Here is a 16,792-nt window from a genome sequence, read left to right on the forward strand (position 1 = left end):
CGGTTTCCATTTCGATGTGATTGGTTTTGGTGTGGCTGCTTCAAAGGATTATTACGAGATTTTGGGCGTCGAGCGTGATGCGGATGCAAAAACTATAAAACGTGCGTTTTTAAAGCTTGCGCGCAAGTTACACCCCGATGTTTCAAACGAGCCAGACGCGGAAGAGAAGTTTAAAGAGATTAATGAAGCCTATTCCGTCTTATCTGACGAGAAACGCCGTGCAAATTATGATCAGTTTGGTAATCCCGATGGTCCCACTGGCTTTGGCGGGGACTACGTGGACATGTCTGATATTTTTGGCGGCTTTGGTATGGACGATTTGTTTTCGTCCTTCTTTGGCGGTATGGGCGGTAACTCTGGCGCTCGTTCTGTTCGTACACGCGGTCGCGATATGGGCCTTAATCTGCATATCTCTTTGGAAGAAGCGGCTGCGGGTTGTACCAAGACAGTTGCCTATGATCGCTTGGCTCCTTGTGATGATTGTGGCGGCACCGGTGTAGGCGAGAGTGGAAAGGTAACCACCTGCAGCCACTGCCATGGTACGGGTCGTGTTGTTACCGTTCAGCAGACTATCTTGGGTCAAATGCAAACGCAAACTACCTGTCCTGAGTGTGGTGGTACTGGCAAGATTGTGGAAGGTGCTTGTGAGACCTGCGGTGGTCAAGGCCGCACTCCTTCGCGTGAGACCGTTCAGGTTCAGATTCCTGCTGGTATTCATTCTGGCCAGTCTATTCGTATTAAGGGCCGTGGTGAAGCGGGCGTTCGCGGCGAGGCTGCGGGTGACTTGGTGGTAACCATTAACGTTTCTGAGCATGAACAATTCCAGCGCCAAGGTGATGACCTCTATTATGTGCTTGCCATTGATGCTTTTGAGGCCATGGTTGGAACTACCTATACGATTGATGGCATTTTAGCTAACGAGAAGGTCGATGTTGTTGTTCCTGCTGGTTGCCAATATGGCCAGCGTCTTGTGGTTTCTCGCTATGGTATGCCGCGTTTACATAGTTCTGCCCGCGGCAATTTGATTGTTGCTGTTGAGGTAAGCATTCCTACTGCATTAACTGATGAGCAGCTTACGCTTGTTCATAAGCTGATGGTACAGCGCACATCTCAAGCTGAGAAAGAGAATCAAATCCCAAAAGCCAAGGCTGACACTAAAAAGAAGCGTCCTCGTAAAGGTCACCATAAGTGAACGCTGCAATCCCGCGCATTGCGTTTGTTAATTTGGGCTGTCGTGTTAATCGCTTTGAGCTTGATGATATGGCATATACTGCCGAACTTCTAGGCGCACAGGTTGTACGTCCAGAAGAGGCTGATGTTGTTGTTATTAACACCTGTGCCGTAACGGGTGAAGCTGAGGCAAAAACACGTAAAACAATTCGCAAGCATGCTGCTTTAACACATAGACCACTTGTTATGGCTACAGGTTGCGTTGCCAATCTTTTTGCTGACGAGCTTACTGATTTAGGGGAGCAGGTGCTTGTCGAGACAAACAAGTGCCTGGTACCCATGCGTGCTTTGCAAGAGTTGGGCTTTGACGTTGATTATGAGCTTGTAGCTGCGTCTCACCAGACTGCAGACACTACCGTGCAAGCATCATCTCTACACTCTGTTTTGACGCCAACGGGCCGCACTCGTCCTGGTATAAAAATTCAAGATGGTTGTGATAATCGCTGTACCTATTGCATAGTATGGAAAGCCCGTGGCGCTGGACGCTCATTACCCATAAATCAAGTTATCCAGCGCGTGCAATCAGAACATATACAGGGCGCTCAAGAAGTGGTTCTTACGGGTATTAATCTGGGTCGGTATGAGGATGTCAGTACAGGCAAAACTGTCAATATTGCAGGGCTTCTCGATAGCCTGCTGGAGCATACGGATATTTCTCGGATTCGTCTGTCGTCCATTGAGCCCCAGGATGTAGGTGCAGAGTTGTTGGGGGTTATTGCGCAATCAAATGGGCGCGTGGCGCCGTATTTACACATTCCATTGCAGTCAGGTTGTAATCAAACACTTACACGCATGGGTCGGGCCTATAGCCTTGATGAATATCTGCGTACGATTGAGCTAACAAAAACAATGCTTTCCAATGTGTTTTTAGGCTGCGACCTCATTGTTGGTTTTCCGGGCGAGACAAGCACTGAGTTTGAGCAAAGTTTGCAAACATGTATGGATGTTACCTTCTCAAAAATGCATATTTTTAGGTATTCTAAACGTCCTGGAACTCCTGCAGCTACTATGGCACATCAGGTGGATGCACAAACAAAGGCTTTTCGTGCAAAACAGGCTCGTGAACTGGCATTATCTATGCGTAAAGAGCTTGCTGCTTCACTGGTAGGCACCACAGATTCCATAATTTCACAGGTGGATGGTAAGGGTATCTCATCAGGTTTGTTTGAAGTACAATTTGACCGCCCACTGCCTATTGGAATGCATATCTGCACAATAACAGGGGTGCAGGGGACAACACTTTTGGCATCGCCTTTAGATTAAGTTTCAATTTCTTGATTGTTTCCACTTTGACTTTTATAGGTTAATAACTTGTTACTAACCCTCTTTTATGCACGGTATCGTGTATTGTGCTAAAAATCACATTTGCCCTACACCAGTAAATGTGAACGTACACGAAGAGGAAGGTAAACAGTATGGAAGCCCCCCAAGCACAACTATCTCGTAGGCTATTTGTCCAAGCAATGGCTGCTGTAGGCGCAACATCTGCGTTTGCTTTAGCAGGTTGTAACTCCAAGCGTTCTGGCTCTGCTTCTGGCTCAGCGGGTGACTACACCATTACGTTGGCACAGGGTGCCGATCCGCGCGGTCTTGACCCCGCCTTGGTAGAGGATGGCGAGTCCGCCGAAGTAATAGTCCAAGTGTACGAGAATCTTTTGCAATATGAAGACACGAGCTGCTCTTTGCGTCCCTGTCTTGCTAAGTCTTATGAGGTCTCCGACGATGGTTTGACCTATACCTTCACTCTTCAAACTGGTGTAAAGTTCCATGACGGTACTGATTTTAATGCTGCTGCAGTAAAGGCAAATCTTGATCGACAGCTTGAGCCTAATCGTACTGAAGATATGCCCTATGCGTCGTTTACCTTTGGCTCCAAGGAGCAGAACAGCGGCATTGATTCTGTAGAAGCACCTGATGACACAACAGTGGTTATCAAGTTGCGCGCTGTCTCCACGGCTTTTCTTGCCAATCTTGCTATGAGTCTTGCTGCGCCTATTGCTTCTCCTAAGGCCATTGAGGCAGGCACGCTTAACGAGAAACCCGTGGGCACTGGTCCCTTTAAGTTTGTGAGCTGGACAAAGAACTCTGACGTTAAGCTCGCGCGCTTTGAGGAATATTGGGATAAAGACAATGCTGCTAAACCAAAAAATGTTGTTATTCGCATTATTGCCGAGTCTGCTACGCGGGTAACTGCTTTGGCAAATGGTGAGGTAGACATCATTACTGGTATTGATGAGGCTGTAGTTGATCAGATTGAGTCCAACGGCAATAAGATTAGCCAGGCTGACGGCATGAACATTAACTATATGGCCTTTAATTGCACGTCTGAGTTGTTTAAGAACAAAGAGGCACGTATTGCTGTTGCTAAGGCAATTGATGTTCCTACCATTGTAGATAGTCTGTATAAGGGCTATGGTACCTACGCAAATTCTGTCATGCCTACGTGGATGGCTCCTTATGATAAGGATGTTGTTCAGACTGCGTATGACGCTGCAGCTGCTAAAGAAGAGCTGGCTAAGTTGGGTATTACAAAAATCAGCTGCATCACGTATTCCAATCCTCGTCCCTATAACGGCAAGGGTGGCACGGCTTTGGCAGAAGCTATTCAGGGATACTTGCGCGAAGCTGGCGTAGAGATGACCATTGATCAATATGATTGGACGTCGTATAAAGATGCCGAAGTAAGAGGCAATTTTGATATTTGCTTCTATGGTTGGGTAGGTGACAACGGCGATCCAGATAACTTTATGAATCTGCTTGCCGATACTGACCCATCCCTTAATGCTGCTCGTTTTAACAATGACGAGTACAAGAAGCTGATTGCTCAGGGTCTTCAGACGCCTAACGGTAGTGCTCGTGACGATATCTATCTACAATGTGAAAAAATCATTGCTTCCGAGCAGCCATGGCTTCCCATCTCGCATGCAAAGGCATTGATTGGTTACAAGCAGGGCGTCGATGGTTTTGTTTTCCATCCAACGGGCAATACGTATTTGCGCAACTGCACTAAGTCTGCATAGCGCGAGCCGAATCTCGTGTATTGGTAGCTCGAGCCGGCTTTGCGGCTCGAGCTTTTTTACGCACATCTGATGCACGAATACCCAAATAACCTATTGTCCAATCATAAGGGGTGTATACGTTGATTAAGTACGTTGCAAAACGTTTGCTGCAGGCAATTCCCGTACTTATCGGCTTGTCCATCGTGGTATTTCTTATCATGCGCGTGTTTTCTCCTGATCCTGCACCTGTAGTTTTGGGAGAGCACGCTACTGCTCAGGCAAAAGAAGCCTGGCGAGAAGCCAATGGATTAAACGAGCCTATTGTTACGCAGTATCTAAACTTTATAACTGGCGCACTGCGTGGTGATTTAGGCGCCTCATACTACACGCATGCTTCGGTTACTTCTGAGCTTGCTAGTCGCTTTCCAGCTACGGTTGAACTTGCATTAGTAGCTATTGTCTTTGCCTCAGGCATCGGCGTGTTTTTAGGTGTTATATCTGCAGTACATAAAGGTTCTTTTATCGATGGCATGAGTATGATTTTGGCACTCGTGGGAGTTTCCATTCCTATTTTTTGGTCGGGCGTACTCATGATTATTCTTTTTGCAGGTATATTGCATCTCTTGCCTTCGGGCGGGCGTATTGATCCTTTGTTAGCGCCTGTAGGTGGCACAGGGCTTTTCTTGATCGACACCTTGTTTTCTGGAGATGTGGAAGCTTTTCTTGATGCGCTTGCGCATATCTTTTTGCCAGCTTTGGCACTGTCTTTATATTCAATGGCAATCATTACGCGCATGACGCGTTCCAGTATGTTGGATACGCTCAATGAGGACTATGTACGTACCGCTCGCGCTAAAGGTCTTTCTCGTGGGCGTGTACATCGTCATCATGCGCTGCGCAACGCACTTTTACCAGTGTCAACTGTTATTGGCTTACAACTTGGAAGTTTGCTTGGTGGTGCGCTGCTTACAGAGACTGTTTTTGCATGGCCTGGCATTGGTAAATATGTTGTTGATTGCATCCTTAAGTCAGACTTTCCGGTGGTACAAGGCGTAGTGCTTCTTATTGGTGTGATTTTTATTGTCATAAATCTTGCCGTTGATATCGTATACGCCTATCTTGACCCACGTATTAAATACTCCCAGGAAGAGAGGTGAGTTGCATGTTAAACAAACAGATGGCTGACTCTTGTGATGCTAACGCTACCAGTTCTGCAGTACTAACAGATATACAAAAGCCAGAATCATTGTGGAAGGACGTGTGGTACTCGCTTTCTCACAACACTGCGGCGTTTGTAAGTTTTATTTTCATTGCTCTGATTGCTTTAGTTGCTTTGGTAACAGCAATCTTTCCGCAGATTTTGCCTTATGACCCCTATGCGCAAGACCTAACTCAGTCCTTTGCTGCTCCAAGTGCTGCCCATTGGTTTGGCTGTGACCAACAAGGGCGTGATATCTTCTCGCGTATTCTTATTGGTTCACAAATCTCTTTAAGTGTAGGATTGCTGTCTGTTGCCATTTCCTTAGTGGTTGGCGTTACGCTAGGAGCTCTTGCTGGCTATAAGGGCGGCAAAATAGACACATTTATTATGCGTATGATGGATATTATGCTTGCAGTTCCATCTATTTTGCTTGCTATTACCTTTATGGCGGCGCTGGGCAAGGGCATTGATAAGGCTGTTATTGCAATTGGTTTGGTGTCTATTCCCGAATACGCTCGTATTGTTCGCTCACAAATCTTGGCAGTTAAGTCTAATGATTTTGTGGCAGCAGCTCAAATCATTGGTGATTCTGATGCCAAAATCATTTTTAGGCATATTTTGCCAAACGTTGCTCCTTCTATTATTGTGCGAGCAACCCTTGGTATTTCGAGCGCTATTTTGGACGCAGCTGCTCTTGGTTTCTTAGGTCTAGGTGTTCAACCACCTCAGGCAGAGTGGGGAGACATGCTTGGCCGTGGCCGTAACTATATCTTCCAGGCGCCACATGCCATGATTTATCCTGGCTTTGCCATTACGCTTACTGTTTTGGCATTTAACCTGCTGGGTGATGGCGTGCGTGATGCCTTTGACCCAAAGAGTAGGAGACGCTAACATGGCACTTCTTGAAGTTACAGATTTGGTTACTGAGTTTCCTACTCGTAAAGGCACTGTCAAAGCAGTTGATGGCGTGAACTTCTCTATTGACCGTGGAGAAATACTTGCTGTAGTAGGAGAGTCTGGATCAGGTAAGTCCGTTACCTCACTTTCCATCATGGGATTGTTGCAAGAACCAGGACATGTTGCTGGTGGAAGCATTACCTTTGATGGCGTTGATTTACTTGCCTTAGACGATAAAGAGATGGAGCACGTACGTGGGCAAAAAATTGCCATGATTTTTCAAGAGCCTATGACGTCGCTTAATCCGGTATATCGTGTGGGAGATCAAATTGTAGAAGCAATTCAAACGCATACACCCATGAAGAAAAATGAGGCTTGGGAGCGTGCGGTAGAAATGCTACGTGTTGTAGGCATTCCTTCTCCAGAAGATCGCGCACGAGATTTTCCCCATCAGATGAGTGGCGGTATGCGTCAGCGCGTCATGATTGCTATGGCACTCTCATGTAACCCTCAACTACTGATTGCAGACGAGCCTACAACAGCGCTTGATGTAACTATCCAGGCACAAATTCTAGACCTTATCTATAAGTTACGTGATGACTACGATATGGCCGTGCTGTTTATTACTCATGACCTTGGTGTTGTATCTGAAGTGGCAGATAACGTAGTAGTTATGTACTGCGGGCAAGTGGTGGAGCAAGCCAATAAAATGGCCTTGTTCGAGAAACCCTTGCATCCGTATACGCTGGGACTGCTTAACTCTATCCCTCGACTTGAGGATGAGGATGCTGCTCGTTTGTACACCATTAAAGGAACAGTCCCTAACCCTCTCGATATGCCTAAGGGTTGTCCCTTTTCAGATCGTTGTGACAAATGTTTTGACCGCTGCTTGAAGGAACGCCCAAAGCTCACGGCAGTTGCTAGTGACCCCACCCGTAAAGTACGTTGTTTTCTTTATGACCAAAAGGAGGCCTAATGCATATGCAGGAAGTATCAGCTAAGCCTCTTGTTGAGGTTAAAAATTTGTCCAAAAGTTTTGTGGCAGACACCAACTTCTTTGGCCGCCCAACTTCATTTGTTCGTGCTGTAGATGACGTATCTTTTAAGATTATGCCTGGTGAAGCATTTGGTCTAGTTGGTGAATCTGGTTGTGGCAAAACCACCATTGGAAAGATGTTGGTAGGTCTTCTTAAACCCTCAAGTGGTCGTATCTTCTTTGATGGACAGGATATTACCGACTATACCCGCGCTCAGCGTCGCGCGTTATGTACGGACATCCAGCTTATTTTTCAAGATCCCTATGCATCCCTCAACCCACGCATGACGGTTGCTCAAATAGTGTCTGAACCACTCATTACTAATAAAATCATGCCTGCAGAAGCAATAGATGCAAAAGTAAATGAACTTCTTGAGCGTGTGGGCATTCGTCCTGAACTCAAAAATCGCTATCCTCATGAGTTTTCTGGCGGACAACGGCAGCGTGTAGGCATTGCACGCGCACTTTCGGTTAATCCAAAGCTCATTGTGTGCGACGAGCCAGTTTCTGCATTGGACGTTTCTATTCAGGCCCAAGTGCTCAACCTTCTTGATGACCTTAAAGAGGATATGGGTCTTACATATTTATTTATTGCGCATGGACTCAACGTAGTAAAGCATGTATCTGATCGTGTTGGCGTCATGTATCTTGGTAAGCTCATGGAAATTGCGGACAAAAATGAACTGTATCGTGAACCACTGTGCCCCTATACTCAGGCTTTGCTTTCTGCAATTCCCTCGCCTGACCCCAAGCTCTCTCGCAAGCGCATTATTTTACAAGGAGATGTGCCCAGTCCTATTGACCCTCCGGTTGGATGTCGTTTTGCAAGCCGTTGCTTTGCCAAGATTGGTGCCTGCGATGTGGCACATCCAGACGTACGAGAAGTAACAACGAGGCATTTTTGCGCATGTCATCGCTATGATGACGCCCTCTTTAGTGACGTATCAAAAATTGCGCGAGAAATGCAATACGAGGCGGCGCGTCCTACGTATGGTAGGGGAGGCTGGGATGCAAATGCAGATCCCATTTCTGCAGACCCCGATACTCCAGAAGAAGCGCACGCAAAGGGAGATACCCTTCCTTAGGAGTAATTTTACTCAGAAATGATTCTAATAAGGCAGGTAGGCCCTGAGCTTACCTGCTTTTTATTGAATAATGTCCAGAGCATTGGTTAGAATAAGCTCATAAGTATTCGCACAAAGCGAGATTACCTTGGAGGAATATGGAGCCTACTCAGCTTCGTTTAACGATTCCAGATTCAGTGGACCTTACGGTGTTGATGGGACCAGCTGACTGTTTACTTCGTCATATTGAGCAAGCGTTTGATGCTCTTATTACAGTACGAGGAAATCAGGTGAGTGTCAGCGGCTCTCCTATGGAAGCCAATGGTGCTACTCAGGTATTTTCCCATTTAATTCGTCAGGTGTTAGATGGTGATGTGCCTACCACCTTGGATGTAGATGTACTTATTGAACAAGTCAAATCTGGCAGCACTCCTCCTGCTACGCTTTCTGATGATATTCTTTTAACCTATCGTGGACGTGCGATTAGACCAAAAACAGTTGGTCAAAAGGCATACATTGATGCTATGCGCACGCATACCATCACCTTTGGTATTGGACCTGCAGGTACCGGCAAAACATATCTTGCGATGGCCATGGCAGTGGCAGCGCTTAAGCGCCATGAGGTGGGGCGCATTGTTTTAGCGCGACCCGTGGTAGAAGCGGGGGAATCTCTGGGATTTTTACCAGGCACCTTAGAAGAAAAACTCGATCCCTATGTACGCCCCTTATATGATGCGCTTTTTGATATGACAGATATGGAGCGGGCTCATTCGCTTATTGAGCAAGGTGTTATAGAAATTGCACCACTTGCGTTTATGCGTGGACGTACCTTTAATGACTCATTTGTTATTCTCGATGAGGCGCAAAATACCACACCAGAGCAAATGAAGATGTTTTTGACTCGTTTGGGCTTCTCGTCACGTTTTGTAATAACGGGAGATTTGTCTCAGCGCGACGTGCTGGGAAGTAATGGTTTGGAATCTGCTCAGCGCGTTTTGTCGCAGGTGAAGGATATTGATTTTATAGAGCTTACCCGCGCAGACATCGTTCGTCACTCACTGGTGGCACGCATTGTGGATGCGTATGAAGAAGCCGATGCGCTCACAAGGAGATCTTAGTATGGCAGCAACACTTGATATGTTTTGCGAAGACAATGCCAATCCTGCAATAGACCAAGAAGAGGCGCTTGCTCTCTTTAATACCGTTTTGAAGGAGCGCGGTATTTCTCGTGAGTGTTCCATTTCATTGTCGTTTGTGTCCAATGACAGTATTGCAGAGCTTAATGAGGAGTGGCGTAATGTTGCTGCTCCTACGGATGTGCTTTCTTTTGAGATTGAACGTCCCGATGATCCTGATTTGGCAGATGGTGAAGTATGCGAGCTTGGTGATATTGTTATTGCGCCAGAGTATGTTGCGCGGCAAGCACATGACTTTGGCACTACTCCCGCTGATGAGACACGCCTTATGTTGGTACATGGCCTTTTGCATTTATTAGGCTATGACCATATGGAAGAACACGATGCCAGTATCATGCAACGCATTGAGGATAAGGTATTACAGATGCTTCCTACAGATGGCACATTAAATAAGACGGTGCTTACGCGCCATCGTGAGGATGTATAAATGATTCCTGAATCTACCCATAATCATCCAAGCTTTAAAAAAAGCTTTGGTTTTGCCATTAAGGGTTGCATAACGGCTTTAAAAACCGAGCGCAATATTTGCGTGATGGTGGCGCTTGCGCTTGCTTCAATCATAGCGGGCTTTATAGTAAAACTTGATACTACTGGGTGGGTGGTTGTTCTGCTGGGCAGTGGCATGGTGCTATCTGCAGAACTCATTAACACCTCTATAGAGACTGTTGTAGATTTAGCTTCCCCAGAAATGCATCCTTTGGCGGCGCGTGCAAAAGATATTGCTGCTGCTGCCGTGTGGGTTCTTTGTATGTTTGTAGCCTGTGCGGGACTTCTTGTTTTTGCACGTGCGCTGTGTTGTTAGGAGTATGGTATGACTGCTGAGTCTTCCAATACGTTTCATAGTGGATTTGTTGCATTGGTTGGTCGTCCCAATGTTGGTAAATCAACGCTGCTCAATGCTTGTCTCGGTCATCGTATTGCAATTACAAGTCCTGTTGCGCAAACTACTCGCAAGCGGCTGCGTGCAGTGGTTACTACGGATACCTCTCAACTTATTATTGTGGATACTCCAGGCTTACATAAGCCTAAGGATGCCTTGGGTAAAGAACTCAATCGAGCAGCGCTGGGTGAGCTTGCAGACGTAGATGTGGTTGCCTTGCTTATTGATGCCACTAAGCCTGTTGGCAGGGGAGATGAATGGGTTGCTGGACATGTAGCTGCTTCGCCTGCGTATAAGTTACTCGTAGTCACTAAGGCAGATATAGCCACGCCTGAGCAAGTGTCCTCTCAACTTGAAGCTGCTCAAGCGTTGGCACACTTTGATGATGTATTAGTTGTTTCAGCAGCAGAAAACTTCAACGTTGATGCCTTTATTTCATTGGTGTCTTCTCGCTTACCTGAAGGACCCAAGTGGTTTCCTGATGATATGGAAACCGATGCTACCGATGAGGAGCTGGTGGCAGAGTTTGTTCGTGAGAAAGTTTTGCTTAATTGCAGGCAGGAGATACCTCACTCTGTTGGTGTGCTTTGCACGGATATTAGCTGGGCAAAAGATGGGCATGCTTCTATTGAAGCTACAGTTTTAGTAGAACGAGAAGGACAAAAGCGCATTGTTATTGGCCATGGTGGGCAGATGATTAAAACTATTGGTATGCAGGCGCGTAAAGATATCGAGCGCTTGTTTGGCGCACCGGTCTTTTTAGCCCTTGAAGTGCGCGTTCGTCCTGCATGGCGTCGTGATCAAAATGAAATTCGCCGTTTAGGCTATGACGCTGGTGAATAAAAGCTATGCCTCGTGGTCGTACCTTTCGCACAAAAGGGATCGTGCTTCATAAGACAAAACTAGGTGAACAAGATATCATCCTTACTTTTTTGGCTGACGATGGTTCGCAGCATCAGGCTGTTGCTAAAGGTGCACGTAAACCAGGTGGTCGCTTGGCAGCGCGCTGCGATTTGTTTTGTGAAGTGGATTTCTTGCTGGCGCAAGGTCGCTCTTTGAATGTGGTGGCAGAAGCATCGCTTATAACTTCTCACCAGGTGTTGCGCACCAATTTGGAGCATATGAGCTGTGCGTCATGTGTGGTCGAGATTGCACAGCATAGTTCTTTTGAAGATGCACGCGATAGTTTTTTGTTTCCGCTGCTGTCTCGTGTGTTATTAGCAATTGAGCAGGCACATACAACCGAACAACTCGATTTGATTATTACTGCGTATGTATTTAAGATTCTTGCCCACCAAGGATGGCGTGCTCAATTGGACGCATGCGTTGTCTGTGGAGACTCTGACGTGTCGCGTTTCTCGGCAGCTATGGGCGGTGTTGTGTGTGAAAGTTGTGCATCTCACATAGAGGGAGCCGAGTTGATTACACAAACAGAAATCAAATGGCTTGATGCTTTGTTGCATATGACCTTTGATCAAATACTTGCAGTTCAGATTGATAAACAAACCGTTTTATATCTAATTTCGTTGGCGCATATTTGGGCGGTTACGCATCTGGATTGTCGTTTGCGCGCCTTTGAATATTATTTGTCCGTGTAGCGATTTTTGTATATTCCCAGCTTTTGTAGGGAGTTTTTGTTATACTTCCTACGTTGCATTACCCAAGTTTCGTTACCACGTACCACCTACATGGTTACGCAGCTTTGGGCGTATTATCCAGCGGTTGCACGCCGCACTATGGTGCTTGCACCAGAAAGGTGGACAGTCTTATGGCTACCATCACAAATGAGCAGATTGTTGACATTATCAAGGAGTTTGGTAAGAACGAGAAGGACTCTGGTTCTGCACCTGTTCAGGTTGCCATTCTTACCACTCGTATTAAGAACCTCACTGAGCACATGAAGTCTCATCCTAAGGACTTCCACACTCGTCGTGGTTTGTTGATGCTGGTAGGTCAGCGTCGTCGTTTGCTTGGTTATATCAAGCGTAATGACATTAACGAGTATCGTGAGCTTATCGCTCGCCTGGGCATCCGCGACAACGTCCAGTAATTTGGCAAGTAGGGGCGCCGCACAGCGCCCCTTTTTATATGAGGCCCGTCTGCAATGGGGCAGGCGGAGTTAAGGGGAAATAAGATATGACAAAGGTTACCCACGAGTTCGATTTGTATGGTAAGCATTACGTTTTAGAATCTGGTGAGCTTGCAAAACAGGCAACTGGAGCATGTTTGGTTACCTGCGGCGACTCGACGGTTCTTCTCACTGCTGTGGTATCGGATGAGCGTAAGGATTACGACTTCTTTCCACTGACGGTGGATTTTATCGAAAAGATGTATGCAGTTGGCCGTATTCCTGGCGGCTATCTTAAGCGTGAGGCTCGTCCTTCCGAAAAAGCCACGCTTACAGCTCGTATGATTGATCGTCCGCTTCGCCCAAGCTTTCCTGAGGGATTCCGCAATGAGGTGCAGGTTGTAGCAACCTCCTTGGTTGCCGACCAAATTCACGCGGTAGATACTATCTGCATTATGGGAGCATCTGCTGCATTGGCAGTAGGTGGCGTTCCTTTTGAGGGTCCTTTGGCATGTGTTCGCATTGGTCGCTCTAAAGACACAGGCGAGCTTATGGTTAACCCTACCTATGAAGAGCGCGCTAACTCTGATCTTGATTTGGAACTTGCTGGTTCTGACGGTTTTATCTCCATGCTTGAAGCAGGTGCAGAGGAAATCTCTGAGCAGGATATGCTTGCAGCTATGGCATTTGGTCAAAAAGCTATTGCAGCATTTTGCGAGGAGCAAAAGAAGTTTATTGCCAAGTATGAAGAGGTAAACGGTCCTATTGAGCAGCGTCAATACATCCTTGATGAGCCCATTGCCGAGGTTCACGAGCGTATTTTTGCTCACTATGATGAAATGAGCGCTGCCCTTAAAAATGAGGACAAACAGTCTCGTATTGGTCGTGTTTCTGCACTTAAAGAGCAAATTAAGGCTGAGTTTAGTGACGAGGAACTTGAGGAGTGGAGCCGTGCCATTGCGGTGGAGCTCAAGGGTCTTGAAAAGCATGCTATGCGCATGATGGTTGTCGAGACGGGCGAGCGTGTAGATGGTCGTGTTGCCAATGAGGTGCGTCCGCTTATGGTGAAGCCTGATTATTTGCCTTTGGTTCATGGTTCTGGTTTGTTCCAGCGTGGCCAAACTCAGGTGCTTTCGGTAGCCACCTTGGGCATGCTTAATGAGTGGCAGCGCTTAGATACCATTGAGCCTGTTGAGGGTAAGCGTTACATCCATCATTACAACTTCCCTCCATACTGCACGGGTGAAACTGGTCGTATGGGCAGTCCTAAGCGTCGTGAGCTTGGGCATGGTGCGTTGGCCGAGCGTGCACTGCTGCCCGTTTTGCCTTCTGAGGAAGAGTTCCCCTATGCCATTCGTGTTGTATCTGAGGTAATGGAATCCAATGGCTCCTCTTCCATGGGATCTACCTGCGGTTCTACTCTTGCACTGATGGATGCTGGCGTACCCATTAAACGCCCCGTTTCCGGTGTTGCCATGGGCCTTATTCAAGAAGCAGGTAAGACAGTTGTCCTTACAGATATTCAAGGTCTTGAGGACTTCTTGGGAGATATGGACTTTAAGGTAACTGGTACCGAGCGAGGCATTACTGCCATGCAGATGGATAACAAGGCAACCGGTCTTACCTCCGAGATTTTTGAGCAGGCTATGAAGCAGTCCCATGAAGGACGCATGCACATCCTTCAGGCAATGCTTGATGAGATTCCAGCGCCTCGCGAGCACACTAAGGATACTGCGCCTACTATTATTAGCCTGCAGATTCCAGTTGATAAAATCCGTGATGTCATTGGCTCCGGCGGCAAGGTTATTCGTGGCATTCAGGATGAGACTGGCGCTACGATTGACATTCAGGAAGACGGAACTGTCTTTATTGCTGGTGTTGGTGAAGCTGGTAATGAGGCTGCAGAGCGTGTTAAAGCCATCGTTAAGGTTCCAGAGCCTGGTGAAGAGTACGTTGGACGTGTCGTAGGTATCCAGGCATTTGGTGCGTTTGTTGAGTTACTCCCTGGTAAGGACGGCTTGCTGCATATCTCTCGTCTTGCTCAGGGTCGTGTCAATAAGGTTGAAGACATCCTTAACGTTGGCGATGAGGTTAAGGTTAAGGTTCTTGAGGTAGATGACAAGGGCAAGATTTCTCTTGACCGTATCGATAAACCCGAGGCCCCCGAAGGCGCATCCAAGGGTTTTGATGGCACCAAGACGCGCAATGACCGCAACAACACGCGCCGTCCTGGTGATCAAGGATCTAACGGTGTACGTAAGCCACGCCGTCACCATAACGCAGACTAAGGCCATGTAGTTCAAGTTTTTTGGTATCACATTTTTAAAAGCTGCTTTCGTATAAGAGAGCAGCTTTTTTATATGTAGTTTTAAGCTGGTGCTATGCAGGCGTGAGCAGCATAAGAAATACACTCTTTTAATTGTGGGTATAGTGCAGGTAGTTCGATTAAAACTGACTTTCCATTACAATGAATAGGTTACAAAGATTGAACAGTTCAGCAAAGTGTTGCTGTGTTTTATAAAGAAAAAACCGAAAGGATTTACTACTACTATGGCAAAAAAGAAGCCACCTCTCAAGATTATCCCCTTGGGTGGTTTGGATGGCATTGGTAAGAATATGACCGCCTTTGAATATGGCGATGACATGGTTCTTATCGATGCTGGTCTTATGTTTCCAGATGATGATCAACCAGGTATTGATTTGGTTCTTCCTGATTACACCTATGTGCTTGAAAATGAAAACAAACTGCGCGGCATTATTATCACGCATGGTCATGAGGATCATACGGGTGCGTTGCCCTATTTGCTTCAGGATTTAGTTCCCAAAGTACCTATTTTTTCTAGCGCCCTTACGCTGGGCTTTATTGAGGGTAAATTAGCAGAGCATAAGATTCGTAACCCTAAGTTTCGTATAGTTACAGATGGGTCTCATATTGATTTAGGCAAGTTTTCAATTGATTTTTTTTCTATGACACATTCCATCCCTGGTGCTTTTGGCGTGTTTTTACAAACGCCTCAGGGTACGGTCATGCATACAGGAGACTTTAAACTGGATCAAACTCCTATTGATGGCGTTTTGCCTAACTATTACGCTATTACAAAGTTTGGTCATCAAGGCATAGATTTACTGCTCTCAGATTCTACCAATGCCATTCGCCCTGGTTACACCCCCTCTGAAGCCGAGGTTGGCGCCTCACTTCGACATATCATCAAGAATGCTACGGGTAAAGTTTTTGTCGCATCCTTTGCAAGTCACATTCATCGCTTACAGCAAATCTGTGACTTTGCCGTTGCATCTGGCCGCAAAGTTGTTGTAACCGGTCGCTCTATGATTACCAATACCAAGATTGCTCGTGACTTGGGTTATTTACACATTGCAGATGAGGACATTATTGACGCCTTCAACGTTGATGAGATTCCTGACGATAAAATCGTTGTGTTGTGTACTGGTAGTCAAGGTGAGCCTTTGAGTGCGCTTGCACGTATGGCAAATGGTGAGCACAAATCGCTTTCTATTACCGCACAGGATACCGTCATTATTTCTGCAACGCCTGTTCCTGGTAATGAGCGTTCCGTTCAGGGCATTGTGAACTCACTATCTAAAATTGGTTGCGTTATTTACGATAAAAGCAATGCGCTGGTTCATGTTTCTGGTCATGGTTCAAAAGAAGAGCTCAAGCTTTTGTTGGCCATGACGCATCCTGTTAATTTTGCTCCTGTTCATGGTGAAGCTATTCATGTGCGTGCCCATGCTCAGCTTGGGCGTGATATGGGAGTTAATCCCGATAATATCTTCTTGTTAGATAATGGCGATACCCTGGAGATGCGTGCTGGAAAGGTGCGTTTTGGCACACCGGTTGAGTCTGGCATTGTATATGTAGATGGTCTTCGTATTGGCGATACAGAACCAGCGGTTTTGCGCGATCGTCAAAAGCTTTCTGAGGATGGTATTGTTACGTGCTTTGTTGCAATCTCTACGCGCAATCGCAAGGTTTCAGAGATTGAAATCTCCATGCGTGGTGTTTCCTTTGCAGGCGATGATTCCTTGTTGTCTGGCGCGCAGGATTCTATTCGTGATTCAGTAAACAATGCTGCAAGCAGTAATGGTTCCTCGCTTGAGTCACTGCGTAAGACTGCTCGTAATAGCCTTTCTAATTATTTGTGGAATAAGACTCACACACGTCCAATGGTTATCCCGGTCGTGATGGAAGTTTAGGATTTT

15 protein-coding genes are annotated in these 16,792 nt (G+C 46.4%); all 15 read left to right on the plus strand.

Annotated features, from left to right (window positions below; genetic code table 11):
• The first annotated feature begins 31 nt into the window (after positions 1-31).
• Positions 32-1,192, plus strand: coding sequence for a molecular chaperone DnaJ (dnaJ, locus tag SPD80_RS02995; protein WP_320604711.1), 1,161 nt, complete (start codon positions 32-34; stop codon positions 1,190-1,192).
• The gene (locus SPD80_RS03000; RefSeq protein WP_320604713.1) at positions 1,189-2,493 is read left to right on the plus strand and encodes a MiaB/RimO family radical SAM methylthiotransferase; all 1,305 of its coding nucleotides are present in this window, start codon (positions 1,189-1,191) and stop codon (positions 2,491-2,493) included. The genes dnaJ and SPD80_RS03000 overlap by 4 nt, the downstream gene beginning before the upstream one ends.
• A gap of 152 nt (positions 2,494-2,645) precedes the next feature.
• Positions 2,646-4,250: an ABC transporter substrate-binding protein gene (locus tag SPD80_RS03005; protein WP_320604715.1), complete on the plus strand. Its 1,605-nt coding sequence runs from the start codon at positions 2,646-2,648 to the stop codon at positions 4,248-4,250.
• Positions 4,251-4,369: 119 nt separating this feature from the next.
• Entirely contained in the window at positions 4,370-5,386 is a 1,017-nt protein-coding gene (locus SPD80_RS03010) for an ABC transporter permease (protein ID WP_320604717.1), read from the plus strand.
• A 5-nt stretch (positions 5,387-5,391) separates the two neighbouring features.
• Positions 5,392-6,321, plus strand: coding sequence for a nickel transporter permease (nikC, locus tag SPD80_RS03015; protein ID WP_320604719.1), 930 nt, complete (start codon positions 5,392-5,394; stop codon positions 6,319-6,321).
• Position 6,322: 1 nt separating this feature from the next.
• On the plus strand, positions 6,323-7,303 hold the full coding sequence (locus SPD80_RS03020) for an ABC transporter ATP-binding protein (RefSeq protein ID WP_320604721.1): 981 nt from the start codon (positions 6,323-6,325) through the stop codon (positions 7,301-7,303).
• Between the two features lie 5 nt (positions 7,304-7,308).
• Positions 7,309-8,448, plus strand: coding sequence for an oligopeptide/dipeptide ABC transporter ATP-binding protein (locus tag SPD80_RS03025; RefSeq protein WP_320604819.1), 1,140 nt, complete (start codon positions 7,309-7,311; stop codon positions 8,446-8,448).
• A gap of 137 nt (positions 8,449-8,585) precedes the next feature.
• Positions 8,586-9,545 carry a PhoH family protein gene (locus SPD80_RS03030; protein ID WP_320604723.1) on the plus strand — a complete coding sequence of 320 codons (960 nt, stop codon included), beginning with the start codon at positions 8,586-8,588 and terminating at the stop codon, positions 9,543-9,545.
• A 1-nt stretch (position 9,546) separates the two neighbouring features.
• The gene (ybeY, locus tag SPD80_RS03035) at positions 9,547-10,050 is read left to right on the plus strand and encodes an rRNA maturation RNase YbeY (RefSeq protein ID WP_320604725.1); all 504 of its coding nucleotides are present in this window, start codon (positions 9,547-9,549) and stop codon (positions 10,048-10,050) included.
• Complete coding sequence (locus tag SPD80_RS03040; protein WP_320604727.1) at positions 10,051-10,425, plus strand: diacylglycerol kinase family protein; 375 nt, start codon at positions 10,051-10,053, stop codon at positions 10,423-10,425.
• A 9-nt stretch (positions 10,426-10,434) separates the two neighbouring features.
• Entirely contained in the window at positions 10,435-11,346 is a 912-nt protein-coding gene (gene era, locus SPD80_RS03045) for a GTPase Era (protein WP_320828438.1), read from the plus strand.
• A 5-nt stretch (positions 11,347-11,351) separates the two neighbouring features.
• Positions 11,352-12,101, plus strand: coding sequence for a DNA repair protein RecO (gene recO / locus SPD80_RS03050; RefSeq protein WP_320604731.1), 750 nt, complete (start codon positions 11,352-11,354; stop codon positions 12,099-12,101).
• A 170-nt stretch (positions 12,102-12,271) separates the two neighbouring features.
• Complete coding sequence (gene rpsO / locus SPD80_RS03055; RefSeq protein ID WP_320828440.1) at positions 12,272-12,553, plus strand: 30S ribosomal protein S15; 282 nt, start codon at positions 12,272-12,274, stop codon at positions 12,551-12,553.
• An 86-nt stretch (positions 12,554-12,639) separates the two neighbouring features.
• The gene (locus tag SPD80_RS03060; RefSeq protein ID WP_320604736.1) at positions 12,640-14,859 is read left to right on the plus strand and encodes a polyribonucleotide nucleotidyltransferase; all 2,220 of its coding nucleotides are present in this window, start codon (positions 12,640-12,642) and stop codon (positions 14,857-14,859) included.
• Between the two features lie 262 nt (positions 14,860-15,121).
• Positions 15,122-16,786: a ribonuclease J gene (locus SPD80_RS03065; protein ID WP_320828441.1), complete on the plus strand. Its 1,665-nt coding sequence runs from the start codon at positions 15,122-15,124 to the stop codon at positions 16,784-16,786.
• Positions 16,787-16,792 lie beyond the last annotated feature (6 nt).

This window comes from Atopobium sp. (assembly GCF_034113385.1).
Classification (GTDB): domain Bacteria; phylum Actinomycetota; class Coriobacteriia; order Coriobacteriales; family Atopobiaceae; genus Atopobium.